18 protein-coding genes are annotated in these 25,731 nt (G+C 51.5%); 9 read left to right on the top strand and 9 right to left on the bottom strand.

The annotated features are described in order from the left end of the window. The first annotated feature begins 84 nt into the window (after positions 1 to 84). Both EKN00_RS07160 and EKN00_RS07155 read left to right on the top strand, forming a co-directional pair. Positions 85 to 627, top strand: a complete 543-nt coding sequence (locus EKN00_RS07160) for a PadR family transcriptional regulator (protein WP_127849452.1) — start codon at positions 85 to 87, stop codon at positions 625 to 627. A 183-nt stretch (positions 628 to 810) separates the two neighbouring features. Further along, a complete protein-coding gene (locus EKN00_RS07155) occupies positions 811 to 1,623 on the top strand; it encodes an aldo/keto reductase (RefSeq protein ID WP_127849451.1) in 813 nt (270 codons plus the stop codon). Positions 1,624 to 1,741: 118 nt separating this feature from the next. Here EKN00_RS07155 and EKN00_RS07150 read toward each other — a convergent pair whose 3' ends face one another. After that, complete coding sequence (locus EKN00_RS07150; RefSeq protein ID WP_164848065.1) at positions 1,742 to 2,620, bottom strand: MurR/RpiR family transcriptional regulator; 879 nt, start codon at positions 2,618 to 2,620, stop codon at positions 1,742 to 1,744. Between the two features lie 161 nt (positions 2,621 to 2,781). On the opposite strand from EKN00_RS07150, the gene EKN00_RS07145 reads away from it, so the two are divergent. Next, the gene (locus EKN00_RS07145; protein ID WP_127849449.1) at positions 2,782 to 3,747 is read left to right on the top strand and encodes a Gfo/Idh/MocA family protein; all 966 of its coding nucleotides are present in this window, start codon (positions 2,782 to 2,784) and stop codon (positions 3,745 to 3,747) included. A 126-nt stretch (positions 3,748 to 3,873) separates the two neighbouring features. Here the strand turns inward: EKN00_RS07145 and EKN00_RS07140 are convergent, their stop codons facing one another. After that, a complete protein-coding gene (locus EKN00_RS07140) occupies positions 3,874 to 4,539 on the bottom strand; it encodes an MmcQ/YjbR family DNA-binding protein (RefSeq protein WP_127849448.1) in 666 nt (221 codons plus the stop codon). Positions 4,540 to 4,761: 222 nt separating this feature from the next. On the opposite strand from EKN00_RS07140, the gene EKN00_RS07135 reads away from it, so the two are divergent. Then, positions 4,762 to 5,565 carry a MerR family transcriptional regulator gene (locus EKN00_RS07135; protein WP_127849447.1) on the top strand — a complete coding sequence of 268 codons (804 nt, stop codon included), beginning with the start codon at positions 4,762 to 4,764 and terminating at the stop codon, positions 5,563 to 5,565. Between the two features lie 76 nt (positions 5,566 to 5,641). Beyond that, positions 5,642 to 6,622 carry a zinc-binding dehydrogenase gene (locus tag EKN00_RS07130; protein WP_127849446.1) on the top strand — a complete coding sequence of 327 codons (981 nt, stop codon included), beginning with the start codon at positions 5,642 to 5,644 and terminating at the stop codon, positions 6,620 to 6,622. Between the two features lie 291 nt (positions 6,623 to 6,913). Here the strand turns inward: EKN00_RS07130 and EKN00_RS07125 are convergent, their stop codons facing one another. From EKN00_RS07125 to EKN00_RS07100, 6 genes are all read right to left on the bottom strand, one after another. Next, positions 6,914 to 7,561: a helix-turn-helix domain-containing protein gene (locus EKN00_RS07125; RefSeq protein ID WP_164848064.1), complete on the bottom strand. Its 648-nt coding sequence runs from the start codon at positions 7,559 to 7,561 to the stop codon at positions 6,914 to 6,916. A 150-nt stretch (positions 7,562 to 7,711) separates the two neighbouring features. After that, the gene (locus EKN00_RS07120; RefSeq protein WP_127849444.1) at positions 7,712 to 8,032 is read right to left on the bottom strand and encodes a DUF202 domain-containing protein; all 321 of its coding nucleotides are present in this window, start codon (positions 8,030 to 8,032) and stop codon (positions 7,712 to 7,714) included. Positions 8,033 to 8,060: 28 nt separating this feature from the next. Next, complete coding sequence (locus tag EKN00_RS07115; RefSeq protein WP_127849443.1) at positions 8,061 to 8,906, bottom strand: PTS system mannose/fructose/sorbose family transporter subunit IID; 846 nt, start codon at positions 8,904 to 8,906, stop codon at positions 8,061 to 8,063. 2 nt (positions 8,907 to 8,908) lie between these two features. Continuing rightward, the gene (locus EKN00_RS07110; RefSeq protein WP_127849442.1) at positions 8,909 to 9,772 is read right to left on the bottom strand and encodes a PTS mannose/fructose/sorbose/N-acetylgalactosamine transporter subunit IIC; all 864 of its coding nucleotides are present in this window, start codon (positions 9,770 to 9,772) and stop codon (positions 8,909 to 8,911) included. Between the two features lie 30 nt (positions 9,773 to 9,802). Further along, entirely contained in the window at positions 9,803 to 10,297 is a 495-nt protein-coding gene (locus EKN00_RS07105; RefSeq protein ID WP_127849441.1) for a PTS sugar transporter subunit IIB, read from the bottom strand. Positions 10,298 to 10,309: 12 nt separating this feature from the next. Next, on the bottom strand, positions 10,310 to 10,744 hold the full coding sequence (locus tag EKN00_RS07100) for a PTS sugar transporter subunit IIA (protein ID WP_127849440.1): 435 nt from the start codon (positions 10,742 to 10,744) through the stop codon (positions 10,310 to 10,312). Positions 10,745 to 10,983: 239 nt separating this feature from the next. Between EKN00_RS07100 and EKN00_RS07095 the strand changes: the two genes are divergently transcribed. Then, a complete protein-coding gene (locus EKN00_RS07095; RefSeq protein WP_127849439.1) occupies positions 10,984 to 13,509 on the top strand; it encodes a PRD domain-containing protein in 2,526 nt (841 codons plus the stop codon). A gap of 237 nt (positions 13,510 to 13,746) precedes the next feature. On the opposite strand, the gene EKN00_RS07090 is transcribed toward EKN00_RS07095, so the two are convergent. After that, a complete protein-coding gene (locus tag EKN00_RS07090) occupies positions 13,747 to 14,304 on the bottom strand; it encodes a LysE family transporter (protein WP_127849438.1) in 558 nt (185 codons plus the stop codon). A gap of 151 nt (positions 14,305 to 14,455) precedes the next feature. On the opposite strand from EKN00_RS07090, the gene EKN00_RS07085 reads away from it, so the two are divergent. The 3 genes from EKN00_RS07085 to EKN00_RS07075 all read left to right on the top strand — a co-directional run. Further along, a complete protein-coding gene (locus EKN00_RS07085; RefSeq protein WP_127849437.1) occupies positions 14,456 to 14,857 on the top strand; it encodes a MarR family winged helix-turn-helix transcriptional regulator in 402 nt (133 codons plus the stop codon). Between the two features lie 113 nt (positions 14,858 to 14,970). After that, on the top strand, positions 14,971 to 15,858 hold the full coding sequence (locus EKN00_RS07080) for a GNAT family N-acetyltransferase (protein ID WP_127849436.1): 888 nt from the start codon (positions 14,971 to 14,973) through the stop codon (positions 15,856 to 15,858). Positions 15,859 to 16,267: 409 nt separating this feature from the next. After that, a partial coding sequence (locus EKN00_RS07075; RefSeq protein WP_164848063.1) for a lectin-like domain-containing protein occupies positions 16,268 to 25,731 on the top strand: 9,464 nt, incomplete at its 3' end.

Below are 25,731 nucleotides of genomic sequence, written 5' to 3'. Positions count from 1 at the left end.
AGAATGTAAATCAAGAAAGGAAATATATAAACCTTTATTGGTGTCAAAAAGACATTCTTCCGCATTTTATATAGCAGAAATAGCATGGCAAAGCGGAATATTTTACAATTCATCATCCTCGGGCTTCTTAACCAGCAGGCCCGGACCGGTTACGAGCTGACCAAGGCCTTCGATTCGGACATCGGCGAGTTCTGGTCGGCGCAACACAGTCAAATCTACCCGCAGCTCCAGCGCCTAGAAGCGGACGGGCAGATTACGCACAGCGATGAGGTGACTGGCGAAAAGTTGAACCGCAAGCGCTACGCCGTCACCCCGGCCGGGGCCGCGGCCCTCAATGATTGGCTGGCGGCGGACACGGAACCAACGATTGGCGGCCGCGATGAGTTTGCGCTGAAGCTGTACTTCATTCAATCACCCGCCGACCCGCGGCTCCAGCACATGCTCGCCGTGCAGCAAGAATTCCACACGGAGCGGTGCGCGCACCTGCAGGCCCAGATGGCAGCGAAGTTTCCGGAAGGGCAACGCGCGGACAATTTTGGCCATTACCTAGTGTTGGACCACGCCATTCGCCGGGAGACCGCGTACGTGGAGTGGTTGGCGGCGGCGGTCAAGCAGCTGGCGCGGTGAGCGGTTCGCCAGAGTACGCGTCGATTGGCCCTGGCTTGTCGAATCTGGGTAGCCGAAAAATACGGCGAGGAATGTTTGGTTTTAGTTTTGTGGACTATACTATTGTTAGTTAACGGCGGATGCACACGGCCGTGTTTGCGTGCGCGCCGCTTGCAACAGACTAGGTATGGGAGGACTGTTTCCATGACAAAACTAGAAGAAACATACACGTTAAGCAATGGCGTCAAGATTCCGCAGATTGGCTTTGGGACGTGGCAGGTACCCGCGAGCATCGCTGAGCGGGCGGTTGCGGATGCGCTGAAGGCGGGTTACCGACACATTGACACGGCCAAGGCGTACCACAATGAGCACGAGGTTGGGCTGGCCATCAAGAAGTCCGGCATCGACCGCAAAGACATCTTCGTGACCACCAAGTTGCCCGGCGCAACGAAGAGCTACGACGGTGCGCTCAAGGATTTCGACTCCAGCATTAAGGAACTTGGCCTGGACTATGTCGACTTGTACCTTGTCCACGCACCATGGCCATGGACCGAGATTGGCGCGAATTACGACAAGGAAAACCGCGAAGTCTGGCGGGCGATGGAGGAAATCTATGCGTCCGGCAAGGCCAAGGCAATCGGTATTTCCAACTTTGGGGTGCACGAGATGCAAAATGTTTTCGCAACAGCCAAGGTTAAGCCGATGGTCGATCAGATTCGCTACTTCATCGGCAACACCGAACCCGACGTGACCAAGTTTGCCAAGGAGTCCGGCCTGCTCGTTGAGGCCTACTCACCACTGGCCACGGGTCGTCTTCTTGGCAACAAGAAGATTGCCGCGGTCGCTGCGAAGTACCAGGTCACAACCGCCCAGCTCGCAATTCGCTTCTGCCTGCAAAATGGCGTGCTGCCACTGCCCAAGGCGTCACATCTGGAACACGCGCAAAACAATGCGGATGTTGACGGCTTCGTGATTTCCGATGACGACATGAAGTTGCTGAACGACTGGCAGGACTAATTGGTTAGCGTATCTGAGTAGGGGCGGATGCGTGAGTTCACCGGCTACGTTTTATCCGCCCCACCAAAAACACCCGAACCAGCACTGCAAATGTGTGCTGGTTCGGGTGTTTTGCTGTCTATGGGTGTGGCTTGGTGACACCGTCTTCCGCCAGCAGCCCGTTTGTCAGGCTGGCCTGGCGTTGCTTGAGGCCGGAGAGGTTGTCGTCATAATTGTGTGAATAGATGCCGGCGAAGAGCACCGTCAGCAGGTAATCGATGGCGGACTGGGAGGCAATCGTCCCCATTTTCATAAAGTCGTACTCGTCGCCCGGCACCTCCAGGCAAGCTGTGGCCAGCTTGGCCATTGACGACTGCGGGCGTCCGGTGATGAGGATGGTGGGCACGTGTCTCTGCTTGAGGTAACGCATGACCTGCAGGTGACTGTGGCTCTGCCCGCGGTAACTGACGAGCAGCGCGCAGTCCGCTTCCGTTGCGTTGGTTGAGTTCCAGTTGCTTTCACCGAGCAAATCAGCAAGTACCGGGTAAATGTCAATCTTGTTGAGCTTGTTGGCAAAACTCTGCACGGCGAGGCTCGAATCGCCGTGACCGTATAGGAAAATCCGGTGGGCGTGGATTAGCGTCTGGACGGCGCGCACTAGGATTGGCATGTCGAGGTGTTGCTGGGCCGCAGCGATGCTGGCCTGGCCAAGGGTGGCCAGTTTCTCGGCGGCATCGCGCAGGGTGTCGTGGGCACCGAACGGAAAATTGACGTCCGCATCCGACTCGGTGGCCGCACTTATCTCGCGCAACAGGGTGAGCGTGAAGTCGCGGTAACCGGTGTAACCCAGTTTTTTGCACAGGCGCACCACCGCTGAGTGTGAGCAGTTGGCTTTGCTGGCGAGTTCTTGAACGGTCAGACCAGTAACTTGGTGCGGGTCTGCCAGAATCACGTTCGCAATGGTGCTGTCGACGGGGGTAAAATCGACGGCGGCCTCCAGCTTTTCGGTAATTAACATTGTAATCGGTGCCTCCCTGAACATTTTGTTTAATTATAACTCTAGCCTTGAACATTTGCTTGAACAGCTTGTCCACGATGCGGATTTTGACGGACGCCCGCAATTTGCCTTGTTATAGTGAAGCTGTTGAAACGAACTAGGCATAGATGGAGGGTAATATTATGAAATTAGCGATTATTGGTGCTGGTAAAATTGTGCAGGACTTCTTGACCATTGCGGACCAAATTCCCGATTTGACGTTGACCGCAATTGCGGGGGTGCCCAGCGATGCGGCAACCTTGGCGGGACTGCAGGACAAATACGGCATCAAGAAGACGTATACCGACAGCAAGCTAGCCATTGACGATTCTGAAGTGGACACCGTGTACGTGGCCGTTCCGAATTCGCTGCACTTTGTCGTCAGCAAGCAGGCCCTCATTGCGGGCAAGAATGTCATTTGTGAAAAACCGTTCGTACCAACCAGGGCGGAGGCGGAGGAACTCAAGGCCTTGGCCGACGCCCGCGGCTTGATTCTGGTTGAAGCCATCACCAACCAGTACCTCGAAAACTTCGCCGGCATTCAGGCGGCACTGAGCACGATTGGAACCACGCGCATTGCCGAATTCAACTACTCGCAGTACTCCTCCCGTTACGACGCCTTTCGCGCGGGGACGGTGCTGCCGGCATTCGACCCAGCTAAGGGCGGCGGGGCGCTGATGGACCTCAACATTTACAACATTCACCTGGTGGTTGGCCTGTTCGGCACGCCGGATGCGGTCAATTACCTGCCGAACATTCAGCGTGGGGTCGACACGTCGGGCATCTTGACTTTGACTTACCCGCACATGCAGGCGGTCTGCATCGCGGCCAAGGATGCTGGGGCACCCGTTCGCAGCACCATTGAGGGTGAAGACGGAACGATTGTCATTGACGGGCCCACGAACGAACTGCACCAGTTCACGGTTGCACCACGCGGGGGCGAGCAGCAGGTTCAGCGCCTGAACAAACACGACCACCGGATGGTTGCGGAGTACACGCGCTTTGTCAAGATGATTGGGGAACATGACACCGCCGCTGCGGACAAGGCGTTCGTCCACAGCGCGGACGTGCTGGATGTGCTGGCAGCTGCCAAGGCAAGCATGGCCTAGGTTCGGATTTGTCCAAAAAACACCGCTGTGACGCGAGTTCCGTGTCACAGCGGTATTTTTTGCGTATGTGGGTGAACCGGATTTGCAGTGCGTCGATGAAGCAGCAAGCACCTTGTTCGCGCCAGGTTACTTCGCCAGCTCCCGGCTCTCCCCAACGCGGGCCATCAGCCACTTGAGGTCCGTACCGTTGTTCAGCCGGTAAGACAGCCAGTGCTGCTTGTTCATGTGGTAGGCGGGCAGGGCGGCGCCGGAGTGGAGCTGGTCGGCGATGGTCGCGGGGTCCGCGCGCACCACGAGTACGTCCACGGGATCCTTGTCGGGCAGGCCGACCTTGTCCTCGGTGACCTTGACCAGCAGCGCGTACCACTTGCGGTTGTCGGCGCGGCGGATGATGGCGTTGTTCGGGAACTTGGCCCACAGGAATTCGGGGTGCTCGTCGAACTCATCGGCGACCGCGGCGATGACCGCTTCCATTTGGCCAGTCGTGAACATAGTCGGGTCGCAGCAGTCCTTGGCGATGGCGGTCAGCACCGCGATGTAGGCACCGCGAATCTGGCCAACGAACAGACCGGAGTTGGCGGGGTCCAGATGCAGGACGTACGGGTGGCCGGAGTCGGTGTCAATGACCGGCGACGTGATGGTGTCCCCCTTGATGGTCACGGTGAGCTCGAACCCGGGGGCGAGTTCGGCCTTGTAGTGCCATGCACCGTCAGTATTGATGAAGCCAAAGTCGGCCAGCTTTTTGGCGTTTGGCAACAGGTGTTTGAATATTTCGTCTTGAATTGTGGTCATAATGAATCCTTCCTTATAAGCGCGGGCGTCACGTGGTTCAGGATTTTGCATCTGGGCTTGACTGTGACGTTGCGTGACAGTTTACACTGATGTTGTTGCGGGTGAAAGAACAACAACTATTGGCGCGGTGGTGGGCGCGGCGAGGACAGAACCTTCGCCGTACCTGTGTTAAACTAACTATAAACTATAACGTCACGTGACAGTCAATGCAAAGGACAGTATATGCTTAAAATTAGTGAAATGGCCGCACTTGCCAGCACGACCCGCCGCACCCTGATTTTCTACGACGAGCAGGGGGTCTTCTCGCCGGCCCGGAAGAACGACGCCGGTTACCGGTTTTACAATTACAACCAGCTGTATGAATTGCTGACGATACTGGCACTGCGCAACATTGGGTTGTCCATCGAGCAGATTAAGGCGATTCAGGCTGGGGATGAACGTGCGGAGCCGGTGCTGCGGGATGCACAGGCCAAAATCGCCAAGCAGATCAAGCAACTAGAGCGGGTCCAGGACGTCATTACGCGGGGGCTGGATAATGCGAAGATTGCAGATGCGCCGGCCCTGTACCAACCCGAGATTGCGCTGCTGGATGCGGCCACGTTCTGGTGCTCACGCAAGGCAGTCGACTGTACCGAAAAGGAAGTGGCCCAGTTGTTTGCCGAGTTTTACCGGGAGCTCGATGCACTGGCGCTGATGGATAATTCGGCTTCCGGTTTTCTGACCGATTTGCCGGTGACCAATCCGGGCGGCTACATGGACGCATCTTTTCGCATCCTCAAAGCCACGGATAATTCGGCCAGCGATAATTACATGCCGCTGATTGAAAAGCCGGCCGGCCGTTATGTGCGCGTGTGGGCTGAAAACACGGCGGCGGGCATTGACCGCGGGCTCAAGGCACTCCAGGCGTACTGTCTGGACCACAAGCTCCGAACTGAGGAGAAACTGTGGCAGCTCAACTCCAGCGACGCGCTGGTCGACAACGGGGCGACCAAGTACGGCTGGCTCGAGTATGGCCTCAGCGATTAGGGGCGCGGCACGCGTGTTGATTATTTCACCCCCTCAGAATCACAAACAAAGGATTTAAATAGGAGGAACAACTAACATGCAAGCAATTCAATTGACCAAACCAGTTACAGCTGCGGAACTTAAACCAGTGACGGTAGCAACACCTGTGGCCAAACCTGGTTATGATGTGGTTCAGGTGAAGGCGTTCGGCGTGAACGAATCAGAAGTTACCAGTCGCAAGGGTGAGTCCGACGCCGATTTCCAGTACCCACGCATTCTCGGCATTGAGGGCGTCGGCTTCATCACGCAGGCGGCCCCAGATTCACCATTTAAGGTTGGGCAAAAGGTCGCGATGATGATGGGCGGCCTCGGCCGGGCAATCGACGGCTCATACGCCGAGTTCTGCTTGGCACCGCACACGGCGATGATTCCCCTCACGACTGACCTTGGCTGGGAGACAGTTGGCGCACTGCCAGAGATGCTGCAAACCAGCTACGGCTCACTGCACCGCGGGCTAGATTTGCAGCCGGGCGAAACGCTGCTGATTCGCGGCGGCTCCTCGACCGTGGGGCTGATGGCAATTGCGTTGGGCAAAATGCTCGGCGCGAAGGTCATCGCCACGACGCGCAGTCAGGGCAAGGTGGAACGGATGGAGGAACTTGGTGCCGAGAAGGTCCTGATCGACGACGGCGACATCGCGGACCAGGTGCACGCCTTTTTGCCAGCGGGCGTGGACAAGGCGCTGGAACTTGTTGGTACGACCGCGCTGATGGATACGTTCGCGGCGGTTAAGGCTGACGGCCGGGTCTGCTTCACTGGTGGTCTCGGCGGTGGCTGGGAGATTGAGCATTTTTCACCGTTCATGATTCCAAGTGGCAAGCTGTTCACGAGTTACGCCGGCGAGGCTAAGGATTTGCCCGCGCAGGTCTTTGACCAAGTGCTCGCAGCGGCCGCGGCCAAGAAGCTCATCGTGCCTATCGCCAAGGTTTACCACGGTCTAGATCAGGTGGGCGCGGCCCAGGCCAACCTGGAATCCGGGAAGTTTGTGGGGAAGCACGTGGTGGTGCTGGATGACTAAACTTGATTGGTTAATGTTTTAGCCGGTCCAGCTGTTATCTCAATTGATAGAATAAGAGTTAACCATATGGATAGAGAATCGGCATTCCCCAACTGGCAATTATAGAAGTTGTGATGTAGGAGTATCTTTTCGACATGCTTTAGTGCGTAATAGGACAATAAAAATAGGCGGCAATTTTCCAAGCGGAATCTTGCTGCCTATTTTTGGTGTAACCCTTGATTCAGGGACGAGTGAATGGCCTCTTGTTCAAGCGTTCAGTCTAACTGATTTGGCTTCTGTTTATCTGGAGCTCTACTCGAAATCTATCGTTAGAAGGCGATTAGTTGCTTTTGCAATTTTTTGCAACGTGTTGATACTGACATTTCTGTCTTGTTCAATTTTAGCTACAACTGACTTTGTAAGTCCCGAGGCGGTTGCAAGTTCATTTTGAGAGTAGTTCAAATCCGCACGAACATTGCGAACAGCCTCACCTGCCGGACTGGGTAATCTGTCGCGTTGTTCCTTCAGTAATTGATTTTCTCGATAGCGAATCAGGGACAATAAGTCTGAATAGCTAGTATAACGATTTGTACTTAGCCCAAAATCAGGCACATAAACGTGGCTGTAACCTGTATTTGATACCGGGTTACCCGATAGGTCCATGATGTAGACAGCTTTGGCGCTTTCAGAGTCATTGAGAACTGAGCGGGCATTTGATGCAGCTAAGGATTCAACGTCTAGAGCTTTTAGGCAGTTTAAGGACCGTGGGGTTATCTGACCGACTTGCCAGTTCATCTTGAAGCTGCCATTTACGTAGACTATTACTTCTTCTGTATTTCGCCACAAGTCGATATCTTCAAATGTTAATTGTCCATAGTTTAGTGGTGGTAGAGTAATTATTTCTAAATAGACAGAAGGAGATAAGTGGATTTGTAAAATTACGCTAGGATGTTTTGCCATGTCGCGTGTTCCCTCCCACATAAAGCAATTTAGTGAATATTTAACAGCTTTTCTGATATCAAGAAAGCTCGTCACCACTTATTGTGCAGTGGGACGAGCTTTCTTTTTAAACTTGGTATTTTTTACTATTGGTAGCTATACTTCTGTGATTTATTGGTTATTGATCACCTTTCGGGTTGAATCTTTAAAGTGATTAATTTTTTGACTGTAGTCGTCAACAACTGCACGGACGTTTTGTTGGCCTTTCCATCCCGAGTAGCCAAACATGAGCATGCCGAGTGCGCCAATAATCAGTAGTACAATGCCAATGATATTGAGCCACAGATTTTGTTTATGGAAGAAGTAGATTAAGACGATACCGATACCACTAATGATGGTGCATAGTTGGAACCAGTATCCCAGGTTCTTCAACATGTGCTTTTGGTAAGCTACTTCTTCTTTGTACCCCTTAGTTAGTTCATCAATAGTCATCTATTTTGCTCCTTCCATAGATTTCGTCTTAGTAGGACAGTCCTGGGTTGAACACGCCGAGGAGAACACCTACGAGAGCAACAACAACCAGAATCAGCATTGTCCAAATAGCGGAGACATGCTTCTTGGTCATTAACCACCAGCAGAATAGGGTGATAGCAACGGTTAGAATACCAGGGTAGATGCTGTCCAGCTTGTCCTGAAGGTTGAGGAAGACCTTGCCATCGGTACCACGCAGCTTCAGTGAGGTAGTGACGTTAACCCAAGAGGCAAGCACACCACCGACGACCATGCTACCAACGATTCCGACAGCGTGACGGACAGCAGCACCTTGTTGGCCGACCAAGAAGCTAACCGCCTGATCACCGAACTTGTAGCCGCGGAAGAACAGGAACCGTTGACCAAAGTATGCAATCAGCACCCAAGCGACAATGTAGAAGATGGCACCCAGTGGCGAACCACCACTGGACATGCCCAACGCAATCCCCAACAGGATAGGGATTAACGTACCATCAATCAGTGAGTCCCCGATACCGGCGATGGGGCCCATGAGGCCGGCACGCATGTCGTTAATGGTTTCGCCGTCGATTTCCTGACCGTTGGCACGGGCTTGTTCCATACTTGCAGTAATCCCGACAATCACAGTTCCCAGCATCGGGTTGGTGTTGAAGAATGCGGTGTAAGCTTGGATGGCTTTAACTTGGTCATCGTGTTTAGGGTAAAGCTTGCGCAGAATTGGCAGCATTGAGGCCATGTAGCCAAAGGTCTGCATGTGTTCCTGCGAGAAGCAGGTAAGTGCACCCCAGAACCAACGGTGGAATGCCTTGGTCAGCGTTTTGTGATCCAGTTGGTGTGTATTGTTAACAGTTTGCATGGTTAGATGTCCTCCTCGCCATAATCATTATTGCTTGGACTGCTAGTTGGTGTTGCACTACCAGTACCATTTGAACCACCCTTAGCCATTTCAATTTCGTAGATAAGAACTGCGAACATCAGGGAAATAACGGTGATGGATACCAGGTTTAGGTGCATTGAAGCAGCAAGTGTGAAGCCAACGAAGAACGGAATGAAGTCAGCCGCGTGACCAACAATTTGCCGAAGCAAGATTGCAATCCCGACACATGGTAGCATGCCGCCGACAGTGAACAGGGTCTTCATCGCGATGCCATCCATTGGCAGTGCGGTGCGAAGTGCGGTAACGGCAGTTGCACCGTAGTAGGTAAGCAGCATGGTGGGAATTAAGGAAAATAGCAGGTGTGAAATCCAAGGCCAGCCGAAGTTGACGGCGGTCAATTTGTCGAGCTTACCGTTCTTGACGTCTTTCCAACCGAATGATTGCCAAACAAGGTTCATGGTTGCAACAGCGTAGTAGAGAACCGTCCCAACCGTGCCAACAAGTGTACCAACGGACTTTGCTAAGTCCGCTGCGCTACCGCCCAGAGGGTTGAGGCCCTGTGAGGAAATGGCCACCATGGCCAGAGGAATACCAATGTAAGAAATAGCGCGAACATCGGCTGATACGGTACCACCTGGTGTAACCAGAGCGATGTAAACCAGTTGCATGGCAACACCACAAGCGATACCTAACTGAATATTGCCGAGGATAATACCACAGATTAAGCCACCGACTAATGGACGCCCGATGGTGTAGTTACCGACTGCTTGACCAGCCATACATGAGTTGGAGCACAAGCAGGCGAACAGTCCCAATAGGGCTGCTTGAAGCCAACTAATTGTCATTGTAATTACCTTTCCTTTCAGAATTCCTTGCTAATAGCCAAAGCGTGACTTGAACTTACTCCAGTTGCCAATTCGTTGGTCAGGCAAGAGGGCAAACTCCACTTGGTAACCAGCCTTTTCTATTGCCTCGAAAGAATCTCCCTCTTCCTGAGTAAATGACTGGTTGTCGCCGAGCTTAATAGCATTATCACGATCGTTACCAGGGCCAACAATGACCGTCTTCACATCGCTTGGCTTAAACTGCATATCAACGAGGATTTTCTTCATGTCTTGCGGGTTCTTAGTAATCAAGAAGTACTTCGTTGATGAGTTCAGTACGCGGTCCTTAACTTGCTCAAAGTGGGCTAACGTCCAGACGAAGGTCTTTTTATCTGATGCTGCTTTGTAGGCTTCAGATAGAATAGGGTTGCTAGCGGCTTTGTCATTAATGGCAATAATTCCATCGCAAGGGTATTCCTTGCCCCAACGAACGGTAATTAGGCCGTGGATCATGCGATCATCGATACGTACAAAAGAAATTGACATCTATTATCCCTCCTAAATATCTTCATCAATTGTGACGGGTAAATCAGTTTGAAGCTCTTTGATTGCGGCGATTGCCTCTGCCTTAGCTTTTGCCTTTAGTTCCTCGTTACTAAGGTTGTCTTTGGCTAGCGCTACGGTTAATGCCATGGAGAAGTTCATCCCTCCGAGTATTAGCACCTCATTAGCTCTGTTGAACTCATGCAATGTGTTATATACCGTGGTTAACGGGCTACCTCCGATGATGTCCGCCAGAATTACAAATTGTGCGTCAGCGGGAAGTGTAGCTAGTGTTTTTGAAAAACGTGTACCTAAATGTGAGGCTGATTCACCAGGCATAAGCCCAACGGCAATTACGGACTCCATGGTTTCCGTGCCGGCGAACATTTCCAGTGTTTGTTTCAGCCCGGTTGAATAATTACCGTGGCTCACGAGAAGTAAGTATTTCATTTGACTCAGTCCTTCTAAAATTTGCATTCGTAAGTGGAAATGCGATGGCCTTTAGCGCTGTTCGAAGTTATAGCGTACGGTACGTCACGTTGCCTTCCTCTGAAGCAATTAATTTAGTTCGGTGTTACTAGCAAAAGTAATTGTTAACGATTACAATGACTATGTTAATCACAATAACGTCAAAGGTCACGCTTTTGTTGTGATTAATTATTAGGGTTAGTGCTTAAGGAGGCTCCAAAATGAAGGCTATCGATAGAATTTTTGCAACTGTTTCCCGACAATTCCCATCTGAGCGTGTTACTACTATGCAAATTGCAGACGCGGTTGGGCTAACGCGTGGTGTCACCAGCAGTTATCTTTCGCAGCTCGAAAGGCAGGGTAAGCTTAATAAAATTGGCAGTCGACCTGTGTACTGGGAGGTTAACCGCGAGAAAACTGCATTTGATAATTTAATCGGGGCTAAGGGTAGTCTGCGGGTTTGCATTCAACGAGCAATTGAGGCAATTGTCTTTCCAAATGGCGGGTTACCAATCTTTTTGACCGGTCCGTCTGGCATTGGTAAGTACCCGTTTGCACAGGCTATTTTCAAGGAGTCAGTCCGACGTGGTGTGATTTCTGATGAGGCTATTTTTGAGAGTGTAGATTGTGCTGATTTTAAGGATTCATTAGCTGATCTAGTTCGAGAAGTACAAAAAAAGCTGTCACCCGTAAATGCCAGCAACAATGAACGAACGGTGTGTTTATATGTTGAAAACCTGCAGGAGGTACCTGATCGAGACCTGAGACAGTTTATTTACCTTAGTAGTCGACTGGATAATGAAAATGTGCGCTTTATTTATTCCGCCACAGCAGACATTTTTAATCACGTCAAAGATTGGTGGAAGAGTGCCATTGTCAACATCAGTCTCCGAGCATATTTGGATTTACCTTTGAACGAACGGCTTGCGTATATTGCTGAGTATTTTCAGGAACAATCGGATCAACTTGACCGTTCCATCTCCATCTCGCCAAGCTGTATACGAGAGCTCGCTGACTATGACGATGCAAATAATCTTAAGGCTTTAGGCAATCACATTCAGCTATTGTGTGCACAATCATATGCGCAGTCTGTGGGTGAAGGTCCCCTTGTGGTTGGTGACCTAAGTGAAGACAACGTACTGGTTACCACAAATGAGCAGCCACTGCAGAGCAGAATTAAAGATTTAATCACTAACATGCTTAACTTAAGCGCAACTGTGGATACTTTGATTGAAAAAATAGTTGATTCGCTTGAGCGTGGGGAGAACGTTACCGAGCAGGGATTCTTGGTGACTAAGGCGTTAGGATTAATTGATACTGTTGCCAGCGAGTCACTGTTAAACACTACAGCAAGGCTCCTAATGCAGGCCGCTCAGCACACAATTACTGAGCCATATGGAGTTAAGCTAACAGATAATAACGATTATTGGCGGACCGTTGCTCTGTGCATGGTTTTCGCAGATGTTTGTGCTGACAACGGTATGCGAGTAGATGATAAGCATTCTTTTTATCAGCAGACAAAGTCACGGTATCCGCGCAGTAGCTATTTGTTCAGCCAGTTTCTTAGCAGTATTAGCCTAAAGCATGAAGATAGTGAGTACTACTGGCTGACATTCTTCGTTATGATGAGTGCTTACGTTGATAAAATCGAGTCGGTTCAGTACAACTCACTCATAATCACGCATGGCCAGTCAACGGCAACGAGCATTCAGGCAGTGGTGAACACTCTTTGTGGTAATTACTTGTTTGAAGCATTTGACATGCCGATTGATGTATCGCTGGACACCATTAATATGTATGTACAGAGCTATTTGGAGAAGCAGGGTGCCTCTGCGAAAGGCACGATTGTGTTATTTGATATGGGTTCTTTAAGTCAGATGTTTTCGCGCATTAAGGGAGTTTCCGACCGCGAGCTAGTTGTTGTCAATAACGTTAATACGGCGATGGCTCTAGACGTGGGCCTACGCGTTCAGCGCGGTGATGAGTTTTTGTCAATTGCAAACGCCTGTGAGGAATATGGGTTAGCCACTAATGCTCAATATTATGAGGGACTGTCAAACAAGAAGAACATTATTGTGTCATGTATGTCCGGTGTGGGGTTGTCGCGGGAATTTAAACGGGTAATAGACATGACGTTAACACCATCAATTGAAGTCATCACTCTTGACTACAAAAAACTGTACGTCATGTTGGAAAATCATAATCGAAAATTTTTCTCGAACACTCAGTTGATTTTGACAACTACTGATGTTGAAGCAGTTGGACTGGATTCCGGCGTTGATATTATCAATGCGTATAACATCTTTGATAAAGTCTATGCGCAGAAAATGACCAATATTTTGTTGAACGCGGGCGAAAATAGAGAATCAATTAGTGCACTGATTGATGCATTAGTTAGGTTGCTATCAATTGAAGGTATTCGTGACCGGTTACAAATCTTGAACCCAGACGTGGTAATCAAGGAAAGCCAGAACGTGGTTGCACACTATGAGGATTTTTATGGTGTTAAGTTTGAGTCACGGCTGAAACTGAACCTTTACATGCATTTGTCCCTAATGATTGAGCGAATGCTTACCAGTCGTAGCGGCTCAGTTACGACAATCGATAGGAATATCCTAACCAAGAAAGAGAAAGGCTTCTTCGACCTGTCTGAGGGGATATTCATTCCGGCGGAGAAACGGTTTAACATCAAGGTTCAAGATTACGAAATTGAGTTGTTGTATCAATTGTTGAAGGACTATATCTAGTGAAATTATGGCTGTGGCATTTAATCATAATCATTTAGCAGTTTGGTTAACCAGTATGGATAAGTGCCCATTGCGCCCGCAGCATTCATGTTGCGGGTGTTTGTTCAATAAATGTTGCGCTGCGGGTCATACTAAAAGGATAGGCGCCAAACTTGTCGGCAACACTAGGCTTCAGAGCCGTATTAGCCATTACATTTACTCACATGTCTGGTGTACCTCTAGTATCTCCATCGCACTTTAGCGCCACAGATCCACCGCCGAGAACACTAGCAGTGCGCCCACGGCCAGGTTGACCGCGCGGAAGTGGCGGTGGTAGAACCCGTTGATTAATTGGCCGGCCGCCGTCCACGCGAAGGTCCCGATACTGCCAATCACGACCATGAGTGCGAGGCGCACGGGGAGAATTGTCCAGAAGCCCGGCAGGTTGAAGGCACCCAAGCCGGTGATGAAGTACAGGTAAACTTTGACGTTCGTCAGCTGGAGCAGCACCCCAGTCCAGAAGCCACCAGTTTGGCTGCTGGAATCATCCGGCGTGCTCGTTGCGACGTGGTAGGCGAGGTAGAGCAGGTATGTACTACCGATGACTTTCATGACCGTGATAAATATTGGGCTTTGCTGCAGCCACTGTGCGAAGACCGCGGCGACTGCACCCAGCACCAGCATTCCGCAGGCCATCCCGATGTTCAGGATAATGCTGCGGGTGAAACCGCGTTGTTGCCCGGAAACCATTGCCATGATGGTGTTGGGTCCAGGGGTGAAGGACATAACGAGGAGGAATGTGAGAAAGGCAATCATGATGGTGCTCCTTAGTTTTGAAGTTATTGCAAATGCAATTAGATATTGACGCTTAGGTTACACCCACACAATTGCAAATGCAATGACTTTTTTATGCGGCGATGGTAAACTGGACGGGAAAGGGCCGGCAGTGCCGGTTAGGGCGACGCACATGTTTGACATTATCCGTAAAATTGGTGCCATCACGCGCACCATCCAGATTGACAGTAACGCGCAATTTCGCGACTTGGGCCTCGGCAACAACGCGTTCATTTACGTGATTCGCACTTGTGAGCAACCGGGGATGTTCTTGGGTGAGTTAGCGGACGCGGTGCAGATTGACCGCACGACCGCGTTTCGGACGGTGAAGAAGCTGGTGGCCGAGGGGTTCCTGCGCTTAGAGGATGACGCCGATGATAAACGGTTGCGGCGGGTGTATCCAGCTGAGCGCGGACTCGCGATTTACCCGCAGCTGCACGCATACGAGCAGCACAGCTCCGACACGTTGCTGGCGCCGTTGACCCCGGCGGAGCGCAAGCAGCTGTGGGCGCTGCTTAAGAAGTTGCCGTCATAAGTTAGCTGTAGGCCAATACGTTCAGGCTGCGGACAAATTAGTTTGCTATGGTCCCGGATTGCAATAGGATTTTGAATCTAAATTAACCAAGATTTCCTGATGGAGGCATTAAATTGCAAATTACCAGTACAACGACATTAACGCCAGAACAAAAAACGGCCGCGCTACAACTGCAGGATCGGGTTCACGCGGTTGACCACACGTACAAGCAGATTTACCTGAGTAACCAGCTCAACACCGAAAAGGCGATGGCGACGTTCTTCATGGCCACGGTGGACGGGCGGCTGGTCGGGTTCCTGATGAACTACGCCGATGGGGATGCCAGCGAGGCCGCGGAGCTCAGCGTCGTGGTGGACCCAGAATATCGACGGCAGGGAATCGCAACCAAGTTAATTGCGGCCGTGCGCACGGAGCTGGCACGCTTCAATTACGGACGCGTGGAGTTTGTGACCGAGCGGGCGTTTCTGGATGCGCAGCCGGAGTTTTTGCACCGAACGCGGTTAGTTGAGGAGGAGGGCACCGAGTTCCAGCTCAGTTGTCCCGGTGACACAAACGCGGACTACAAGTTACCGGACGGGTTTCAGTTGCGCCAGATGACGGCTGGCGACCTGCCCGTGCTGGTGGGTGAGAAGGTGACGGGGTTTGATGACACCGACACTGCTGAAGCTCGGCGGTACCTTGAGGCGAGCCTTGCCGATCCCAACATTCGCCAGTACGTCCTGGTGAACACCGCGGGGACGATTCTCGGCACCAGCTCTGTTGATGTCGCCGACGTGTACTATTTTTACGGACTGCTCGTGACGGCGGCGGAGCGTGGGCGTGGCTACAGCAAGATGCTGGTGCGTGCCATCATGGCCGACTTGGCCCGCGGCGAGCAGAAAACGATGCGACTCGGCGTCGAGGCGGGTAATGCCGTAGCCCGGCACGTGTACCAACAGGCGGGCTTTGTTACCGAGACCGAAATCGTGTACCTGGAGGAAAAGGCTGCGCAAAGAGTCTGATTGGCCAGGTGCAGAGTACTCCTTGTTTATAAATGTAAATATGTAGTTTACTTGTGAACACCAATTGTGCTGTATGGAGCATGATTGGTGTTTTTTTGTGCCGTTTTTTGCGGAAAAAAATTGGTGTCGGTGAGGCTGCCGGCGATAACAGACTTGCTGACTACAAGCACCCTAGTTATATACAAAATATATTATAAACAGTATGCGTGTTATGTAATGGATTCATAAATTCTAAAATTAGTTTGCCAAATTTGCGATATATCGCGCTTTCTTGAGCTTTATTATTTAACCAAGACCTGGCATTAGTTTGTATGCTCGTGATTGTATCAGGGAGTTTCATTATTTTATTTGCTTATATCAATAATTATAAGTTGCTAATTCGTTATATAATTTTGGGAGGGTGACCGATATGGCCAAAAACAATTCTAGTCACAAGGTTCAACGAGAAAGCAAAGAACACTACAAGATGTACAAGGCTGGTAAACAGTGGTTGTTTGCCGCTATTTTTTCGGTGATGGTTGGCACTGGTTTGGCCACCCAGACCCACGTCAGCGCGGCGACTGATGATGGCGACACGCAAGCACAGGAAACCACTGATCCGGCCAACGCGGAGCTGCAGCAGCAAACCGTTAAGCTGAGTAATTCCGCTGATACGGCTAAAACCGAAAGTACGAGCACGGCGGCCGCGACTAAGGATGACGCTGCCGCGACGGCCACTGATGCGGCTGCGGCTGACACCGCGGAAGCTGCGGAAGCTGCGGATGCCGCACCGGCAGCAGACAAGACCACCACTGATGATGCGCTTAACACGAAGGCCGTTAAGCGTACCATCAACTTTGTGGATGAAAACGGCAAGACCGTGGCCAGTCCAGTAGTTCAGCAGGTGCAGTTTACCCGTTCGAGCGCGGATTCAGAGTGGGTGGCTACGGGCCACGCACAGTTCGATGCGCTCAGTACGCCGAACGTGCTCGGCATGACAACCACAACTAAGATTGCGGCCACCAACGTCCACGCGACCGACGATGACAGCACCCTGACCGTTACCTACACGGAAACCAGCACCGATTCTCGGGCAAAGGCGCTTGCGGCGGCACCAAAAGCGGCGGTGACCTACAAGACGGCTGATGCCACGAGTGATGACAAGACGGACGGGCCAGTTGTGTCCACTATTACTGCGGATATGGCGCAAAACCTGTTTGTGAAGAATCGTGATGCTAGTTGGGATGATACTAATGTTGGGACAGCCAAAATGGTGAACCTGGGAAAAACTGATGAGATGGGTTCCCCTATTGGTTCAGATGGTAACATCATGATGGCGAACCGAATCGACGTTAGCCAGAACTTTCATCTCGAAGCAACTGTCACATTGGGTACTGAGGGTGGTACTGGTGGTGACGGGCTGGGTATTGGTCTGTATGGCGGTGAATCCCTTAGGCAAAAGGGTGAGGCTGGTGGGGCCATGGGTATTGGTGGTATCGCCAACGCTTTTGGATTTAAGCTGGACACGCACTATAACGCTAGCAATGATTTGCTACCTTCTTATGGTGTTGACCCTGCCGAATTTTCAGACGTCGTTTCCGGCAGCGGGAATGCTTTTGGCGCGTTCATGTATACCGACGATAACACGGCTCAGCAGGTGTACCAGGACACAGCGGATGCATCCAGTAAGGCAAATCCACTTGAGGTGAAGGATGCAATTGGTGCCCAAGAGCCATTAACAATCGATTACGACGCTGCCAAGAAGGAAATGACTGTTAGCTTTGCTGGCCAAACTTGGACCAAAAATATTAGTGACTGGATTAAAGATCAGCAATATCTGAGCCTGTTCGCCTCAGCTTCAACGGGGGCCCAGTCTGACATGATTACCTTCAGACTGGACAAGCTGGTTTACACGCCTGAATTCTACGTCAACGTCACTTACCTGGACGAGAATGGTAACGAAATTAAGGATGCTTCGGGTAAACCGTACGAACCACGGGTTACTTACCAGATTGCTGGTGAATCCGGCGCCGCTGTCGATTACACGGTTCAGAATGCTGAAATTCCGGGTTACACGTTTGTTGAAGTTAAGGATCACCCTGAGCTCACGAATCATGCTGAGCTCAAGGGTCAACTTGATGAGACTAATAAGACTACTGCGGTCACCATGGTTTACAAGGAAGCCGGTCACTACGAGGTAACGGTAGATGGTGGTGAACCAACAAAAACCCCTTACGATGTACAGAGTATAGACGCGACGGTTAGCGCGCCCGCAGACTTCACGATTGCCTATAAGGATGGTTACCACATTACTGCCGATGAAACGACAGATGAGGGTTCTACACCAATCGACATTAAACAAATTGATGAAGCCGATGAAAGCAAGGGGTACAAGGTGCCAGAGCCTACAAGCACGGACTCGGTTATCCACATCAATTACGAGCAGAATGTTGATCCAGAAGTTGTCAAAGCAGCAATCAATTTCGATATTCCTGCTGGCCTGGTTAACGAACCATATACTGGCGGCCAGTCTGGTGAATTTAATTTAAAGAACGATGGTGCCAACAGCCTAGCGCAGGCAAAGGCCAACCTGAAGAAACTGGCGGATGCGGTGGCGGATAAAACTTCACCATTGCACGACCAGGCCACCACGGATAACATCCAGAAGGCCACGGAAGATTTGCAGGGCGCGGTTAATGCTGCCCAGACCGCCCGGGACAAAGCGGCTGCTGATATCAAGACGACTGAGGAGACACTGGCAAAGCAGGGCGCAGATGTTGCTGACTCTACGTTGCTGAAGACATTTAAAGATGGTGCTCACACTACTTTGGATGCTGCCAACAAGGATAACGGCAAGCTGACCGCCGAGGTGACTAAGTCCAACGAGGACCTCAATGCCATCGTGACGGCAACCGGCAATATCGCCGAAATTATCAAAGCTGCAACTGATGGTGGCAAAATTGCTGAGAAAACTGTTATTCCAGTCAACAATGAGCCGCTCTACACGCAGGACATGACGGACTACGCCACCATGCTCGGTGACGCGACGACTACTCTTGACCAGCTCAAAGCATTTGCAAAACAATTGCAGGACGATGTGCTGAAGGAGAGCGATAAACGAAAACAGGTAGTGCAGGCCGGCCAGGATTTAATAGCCGGTAAGACTGTGGTTAATGGTAGTAACCTAACGAATTTTTACAGTCCCAAGACCGATACCTGGGATTTCACGGAATTGAGAACTTCCGCTACAACACTCAAGACTGACATCGCAAACGCTCTAACTGACGACCAGATAACAACTCAAACCATTGATGATGCCAATGCAGCAGTTAATAAAGCATTGACGGACGTAACAAATGCCGTTACCGCCAATTCCGATGCCCTTAAAGCTGCAGACACATACTTGAATGAACCCCAAATAATTTCCGTGATTGATCAGATGAATGGCTTTGCCGGTAAGGAAATTGGCCTGGCTGAGTTAACCGACTTGACAAAGGCTTTGACCACAGCCCTGACGAGTGCCATAAATGAACGTCAAACAGTTCAGAACAGTGCGAAAGACAAGATTGAGGCGATAAAGGCAACGGGTGCAGCCATTGACCCGATATTGCAGGATGCCATTGATATGTATGGCGCCACCAAGAAAGCCGCAAACAGTCTGTCGACAGAAAATACGGACCACATTAGCACCGCTGACGAGAAGACTGCAGCTGACAAGATCACCGTGGTTGAAGCCGCTTTGAACGCTGAAGCCGCTGCTAAGAAGGCGGGTGTCGACAACGAAACTGACGTGGCCACCGCAATTACCGCGCTGACGACGGTGCTGAACGACAAGACGGCTACTAATGATGCAATTACTGCGGCAACAACGAGCTTGACCGGGGTAACAGCAAGTGCGACAAAGGCACGTGAGGATGCCAAATCAGCCGCAAACAACGCTGTTGACGGGATTTTGGCTTACCAAAACGAACCCGTCGGTGGTGGCACACTTGGTGAAGAAAACGCGAAATTGACCGTGCTGATTGCTAACGCGGACAACGCCGCTGCGAAGGACCACGGGGCGGCGACAACGGACGCAATCAAGACGGCGACTGGCACGATTAGTACTGACCTGGGCACTGCTAAGACTAAGCGCGATACTGTGACGGCCGATGGGAGCAACACGATTAAAACCATCCAAGGCAGGGGTGCAGTACCGGCTGAGGTGGCAGCAGCCATCACAGGCTACCAGCAGGCGGTGGATGACGCGACGGCCGGCACGGGGAGTACTGCGCTCATCGCAGACGCCCTCAAACGGCTGAAGGATATCGACGCGGCGTCCAAGTACAACAACGAACTAGGCGTCAGCAAGGCCCTAACCGACCTGGACAATGCGGTTGCTTCGGGTGACCCGGCAACGATTGCTACGGCAGAAGAGGCGCTGGAAAAAGCAACAACAACGGCCGCTGAAGAGCGTAACAAGATTGATAATGAGCTGAGTAATTTCGATGCTGGTTCGGTTGCTAACGAAGTGGTGGCACCAGCAACTGGTACATTGGCTGCACGTTCGGCCGATTTGAAGGCCGACATGGATCGGGCAAACGACCCAAGTGCAAGCGACCGCTCCGACGTTACGAACGCAAAAATGAAGAGCAAGCTGGACCAGTTGCAAAATGACCTACAAACGGCCCAGACGGAGCGTCAGAATGCCATCGACGACGGGAACAAAGCGGCGGATGACGCCGAGAAGTCTGCGTACAAGGACGATGACGGCGTGAAGACCGCCGTGGCTAATTACCGCGACGTTGTGGCCAAGGCTGGTAACGCTAGCAAGACGACACAAGACGTGATTGATGCTGCAACGGCCATCACTACGGCCATTAACCAGGCTACCCGGAACACTGCGGGCAACGTGGACACTTCGCCATACGACAAGGAAAAAGAAGTCGATGACGCGAAGACGGCATTGAAAGCTGTAGTGGATAATCCTGATGCCAAGGATGCGGACATTGAGAAAGCAACTGCGGACCTGACAAATGCCGTCGCTAAGGCTAAGACCGCTCGTGATAACGTCATTGCCACAGGTGACGGTATTGTGGCGAAGGTGACCGCTGACATTGAGGACAACCCAGCAGTTGCCGAGGCATTGGCTAAGTACAACGAAGCTAAGGACAATGCGGAAAATGATACGGGTACGACTCAGCAGATTGAGGACGCAGGCAATGCCCTGCAGGCCGCAATCACTAATGCGACTGACACGTTAAAAAAGGCTCGCACCGCCCTAGCAAGCACCAAGCCGTACAGTCTCGAAACTGACGTTAAGACAGCCAAGGAAAAGCTGCAGGCTCTGGTCGACAATCCAGCAAGCACCAGTGATGATTTAGATAAGGCAACTACGGACCTGACTAATGCGTGGACTACGGCTAAGACCAACCGTGATGGAGTCATCGATGCGGGCAAAACGGTTGTTGACGGCCTCACACCGGAATTGGCGAAGAACCCAGTTGTGGCTAAGGCTGTAACCGACCTCGGTAACGCTGAGAAGACAGCGGAGGCTGACAATGGTACCACTCAGGACATTCAGAATGCACTCGACAAGCTGAAAAAAACTATTACGGCAGTCACGAACGCAAACTCGGTGGGAACCAAGCCTTACAGCAAGGAACAGGGTGTGATTGATGCCAAGACTGCTTTGGACCAAGCGGTGGCGGATGACGGCAGCACCCCGGATGATCTCGCTAAGGCAACTACGGACCTGAATAATGCGTGGACTACGGCTAAGACCAACCGTGATGGAGTCATCAAAGAGGGTCAAACCGTGGTCAACGGCCTCACACCGGAATTGGCGAAGAACCCAGTTGTGGCTAAGGCTGTGACCGACCTCGATGACGTTGAGAAGACAGCGGAGGCTGACAATGGTACCACTCAGGACATTCAGAATGCACTCGACAAACTGAAGAACACCATTACCGCGGTCACGAACGCGAACTCGGTGGGAACCAAGCCTTACAGCAAGGAAGAAGGTGTGATTGACGCCAAGACTGCTTTGGACCAAGCGGTGGCGGATGAAGGGAGCACTCCGGATGATCTCGCTAAGGCAACTACGGACCTGACTAATGCGTGGACTACAGCTAAGACCAACCGTGATGGGGTCATCAAAGAGGGTCAAACCGTGGTTACCGGCCTCACACCGGAACTGGCGAAGAACCCAGTTGTGGCTAAGGCTGTGGCCGATCTCGATGACGTTGAGAAGACAGCGGAGGCTGACAATGGTACCACTCAGGACATTCAGAATGCACTCGACAAACTGAAGAACACCATTACCGCGGTCACGAACGCGAACTCGGTGGGAACCAAGCCTTACAGCAATGAACAAGGTGTGATTGACGCCAAGACTGCTTTGGACCAAGCGGTGGCGGATGAAGGCAGCACACCGGATGCAATTACGACGGCCGCCACGGCACTGAACAAGGCCAAGGAAGACGCCAAAACCGCTCGTGACAAAGTCATTGCCACAGGTGACGGACTTAAGGATTCAATTAAGGACACCGATTTGGCGAAGAACCCAGCGGTAGCACAGGCAGTAAGTGACTACGAGAACGCGAAAACCGACGCGGGTGAGGATAAAGTTCCAACTGCAGAAATTGAGAAGGCTGCTGACAAGCTGAAGACCGCAATCAATGCCGCCAAAAATGCCAAAGACGATGCAAACTCTAAATTGGGTAGCACCTCACCATACAGTTTGGAACCTGATGTTAAGGCTGCGAAGGATAAGCTTCAGGCGCTCGTTGACAATCCAGCAAGTAAGACTGAGGATCTCACGGCAGATACGACCGCACTGGATACTGCGATGAAACAGGCGGAAACTGAGCGGACGCAGGTAATCGGAGATGGTGATGCCATTGAAGGTTCAATTAAGGACACCGACTTCGCGAAGAATCCAGCGGTAGTGCAGGCTGTAAATGACTACGAGAAGGCGAAGACTAACGCATCGGCTGACGAAGGTACGACCGCCAAGATTAAGGAGGCGGCCGACAAGCTTCAAGGTGCTATCGATAACGCCAAGAAGACGATTGATGACGCCAAGACCAAGATGGGCAAGACTGCACCATACAGCCTTGAAACCACAGTAGAGGACGCAAAGGACAAGCTTAAGAAGCTAATCGATACTCCAACCAGCACGAACGCTGACATTACGGCGGCTACCACGGCTCTGGGTGATGCGCTAACGCAGGCGGCAACCGACCGTGATGGTGTCATCACTGCTGGTGACCAGATTGAGGACGGAGTTAAGGACGATGAATTAGCGAAGAACCCAGCTGTGGCCCAAGCTATTAAGGATTACGAAACATCGAAGACCAACGCTGATGATGACAAAGGCACAACTGCCGAAATTCAGGCGGCGGCCGACAAGCTTAAAGGCGAAATTGATAACGCCAAGAAGACGATTGACGACGCGAAGAATTTGATTGATCAGAAGGCAACTGCGCCATACAGTCACGAACCAGCAGTAGAGCTGGCGAAGAATAATTTGGTAACTCTGCTTGATAATCCAGAGAGTACCAACAAGGATATCGAAGAGTTAACAACGGCACTAGGTGATGCGCTCACGGCGGCTAAGAACCTGCGTGATAAGGTTGAAACCAGTGTGGACACCATCGCAGACAATATTGACTCTGCTATTAAGGACAACCCAGCCGTTGTTAAAGCAGTTCAAGATTACGAAGACGCCAAGACTAACGCCGCTGCTGATAACGGCACGACTCGTTCCGTTGCAACAGCTGGTCTGGCCCTCCAGAGTGCCATCGACAACGCTACAAGTGTTATTGATAACGCCAAGAAGTTACTCGTAGATGGCGCAACCACACCATACAGTCTTGAAACAGCAGTGAAGGACGCGAAGGATAAGCTGCAAAATCTTGTTGATGAACCAACAAGCACCAACGCCGACATTACCGCAGCGACAAAGGCTTTGGGTGACGCACTTACTCAAGCGGCAAGTGACCGGAATGATGTCATCGCTGCTGGTGACCAGACCGAGGACGGAGTTAAGACTACTGACTTGGCGAAGAACCCAGACGTGGCTCAGGCCATCAAGGATTACGACGATGCTAAAACCAACGCTGCTGATGATAAGGGCACCACTGCTGAAATCAAGGCGGCGGCCGACAAACTTCAAGGCGCAATTGATAAGGCCAAGAAGACTCTCGATGACGCCAAGACCAAGATGGGCAAGACCGCACCATACAGTTTGGAACCCGATGTTAAGACCGCGAAGGATAAGCTTCAGAAGTTAATCGATACCCCAACCAGCACGAATGCTGACATTACGGCGGCGACCACGGTTCTTGGTGATGCACGTACTAAGGCAGAAACCGAGCGGAACGGTGTTATCGCTACTGGTAATCAGACCGAGGACGGGGTTAAGACTACCGACCTGGCGAAGAACCCAGCCGTGGCTCAGGCCATCAAGGATTACGACGATGCTAAGACTAACGCTGCTGCTGATAAGGGCACCACTGCTGAAATCAAGGCAGCGGCTGACAAGCTTCAAGGTGCAATCGATAACGCCAAGAAGACTATCGACGACGCCAAGACCAAGATGGGCGAGACTGCACCATACAGCCTTGAACCTGCAGTAAAGGGCGCAAAGGACAAGCTGCAGAAGCTGATTGATGACCCAATCAGCACGAACGCTGACATTACGGCGGCGACCACGGCGCTGGGTGATGCACTTACTAAGGCAGAAACCGAGCGGAACGGTGTAATTGCTGCTGGTGACCAGACCGAGGACGGAGTTAAGACCACCAATCTGGCGAATAACCCAGCTGTGGCCCAAGCCATCAAGGATTACGACGATGCTAAGACCAACGCTGCCGCTGATAACGGCACAACTGCTGCAATTAAGAACGCCGCTGACAAGTTGAATAGTGCAATCGATGATGCCCAGAAGCTCATTCATGACGCCAATGCCAAATTGGGTAGCACTTCACCATACAGTCTGGAACCGGACGTTAAGGCTGCGAAAGACAAGCTTCAGAAACTCATTGATAAGCCAAGCAGCACGAACGATGACATTAATCAGGCAACTAATGACCTGGGTGCCGCTATTGATCACGCGAAGGAGGTGCGGGGGAAGGTCATCGACAACGGTGACAAGATTACAAATGAGATTGGTGAAGACATCAAGGACAATCCAGCCGTAGTTAAGGCGCTGAAGGATTACGACGATGCCAAGACGAATGCGGCGGCAAACCAAGGTACAACTCGGCAAATTATTGACGCCGGGATTGCGCTCCAGGGTGCCATCGACCACGCCACAAAGGTTATCGACGATGCGAAGAAGCTGCTGACAGATGGCGCAACTGCACCATACAGTCTTGAAACAGCAGTGAAGGAGGCGAAGGATAAGCTGCAAAGTCTTGTTGATGAGCCAGCAAGCACCAACGCCGACATTACGGCAGCGACAACGGCTTTGGGTGATGCACTGATTCAGGCGGAATCTGATCGGAACGGTGTCATCGCTGCTGGTGACAAGACCGAGGACGGGGTTAAGACCACCGACCTGGCCAAGAACCCAGCTGTGGCCCAGGCCATCAAGGATTACGACCAGGCTAAGACCAACGCCGCTGACGATAAAGGCACCACTGCTGAAATCAAGGCGGCAGCTGACAAGCTTCAAGGTGCAATCGACAAGGCCAAGAAGACAATCGACGACGCCAAGACCAAGCTGGGCAAGACCGCACCATACAGTTTGGAACCAGATGTCGAGACTGCGAAGGATAAGCTTCAGAAGCTAATCGACACACCAAGTAGCGCCAACGAAGACATTACAAATGCCACCACGGCTTTGGACGATGCACTTACTCAGGCAGCCACCGACCGCGACACGGTTATCGCTGCTGGTGACCAGAC

The organism is Lacticaseibacillus hulanensis (genome assembly GCF_004010095.1).
Classification (GTDB): Bacteria; Bacillota; Bacilli; order Lactobacillales; family Lactobacillaceae; genus Lacticaseibacillus; species Lacticaseibacillus hulanensis.
Note: the sequence above shows the minus strand (reverse complement) of the source record. Positions and strands in the feature narration are given on the sequence as shown.

Excerpts from the sequence above, each read along its gene's own strand:
- EKN00_RS07130 (WP_127849446.1), top strand. The coding sequence starts at position 5,642 with ATGCAAGCAATTCAATTGACCAAACCAGTTACAGCTGCGGAACTTAAA.
- EKN00_RS07120 (WP_127849444.1), bottom strand. The coding sequence starts at position 8,032 with ATGACTATTGATGAACTAACTAAGGGGTACAAAGAAGAAGTAGCTTAC.
- EKN00_RS07095 (WP_127849439.1), top strand. The coding sequence starts at position 10,984 with ATGAAGGCTATCGATAGAATTTTTGCAACTGTTTCCCGACAATTCCCA.
- EKN00_RS07160 (WP_127849452.1), top strand. The coding sequence starts at position 85 with ATGGCAAAGCGGAATATTTTACAATTCATCATCCTCGGGCTTCTTAAC.
- EKN00_RS07135 (WP_127849447.1), top strand. The coding sequence starts at position 4,762 with ATGCTTAAAATTAGTGAAATGGCCGCACTTGCCAGCACGACCCGCCGC.
- EKN00_RS07115 (WP_127849443.1), bottom strand. The coding sequence starts at position 8,906 with ATGCAAACTGTTAACAATACACACCAACTGGATCACAAAACGCTGACC.
- EKN00_RS07100 (WP_127849440.1), bottom strand. The coding sequence starts at position 10,744 with ATGAAATACTTACTTCTCGTGAGCCACGGTAATTATTCAACCGGGCTG.
- EKN00_RS07155 (WP_127849451.1), top strand. The coding sequence starts at position 811 with ATGACAAAACTAGAAGAAACATACACGTTAAGCAATGGCGTCAAGATT.
- EKN00_RS07105 (WP_127849441.1), bottom strand. The coding sequence starts at position 10,297 with ATGTCAATTTCTTTTGTACGTATCGATGATCGCATGATCCACGGCCTA.
- EKN00_RS07140 (WP_127849448.1), bottom strand. The coding sequence starts at position 4,539 with ATGACCACAATTCAAGACGAAATATTCAAACACCTGTTGCCAAACGCC.
- EKN00_RS07125 (WP_164848064.1), bottom strand. The coding sequence starts at position 7,561 with ATGGCAAAACATCCTAGCGTAATTTTACAAATCCACTTATCTCCTTCT.
- EKN00_RS07145 (WP_127849449.1), top strand. The coding sequence starts at position 2,782 with ATGAAATTAGCGATTATTGGTGCTGGTAAAATTGTGCAGGACTTCTTG.
- EKN00_RS07090 (WP_127849438.1), bottom strand. The coding sequence starts at position 14,304 with ATGATTGCCTTTCTCACATTCCTCCTCGTTATGTCCTTCACCCCTGGA.
- EKN00_RS07085 (WP_127849437.1), top strand. The coding sequence starts at position 14,456 with ATGTTTGACATTATCCGTAAAATTGGTGCCATCACGCGCACCATCCAG.
- EKN00_RS07150 (WP_164848065.1), bottom strand. The coding sequence starts at position 2,620 with ATGTTAATTACCGAAAAGCTGGAGGCCGCCGTCGATTTTACCCCCGTC.
- EKN00_RS07110 (WP_127849442.1), bottom strand. The coding sequence starts at position 9,772 with ATGACAATTAGTTGGCTTCAAGCAGCCCTATTGGGACTGTTCGCCTGC.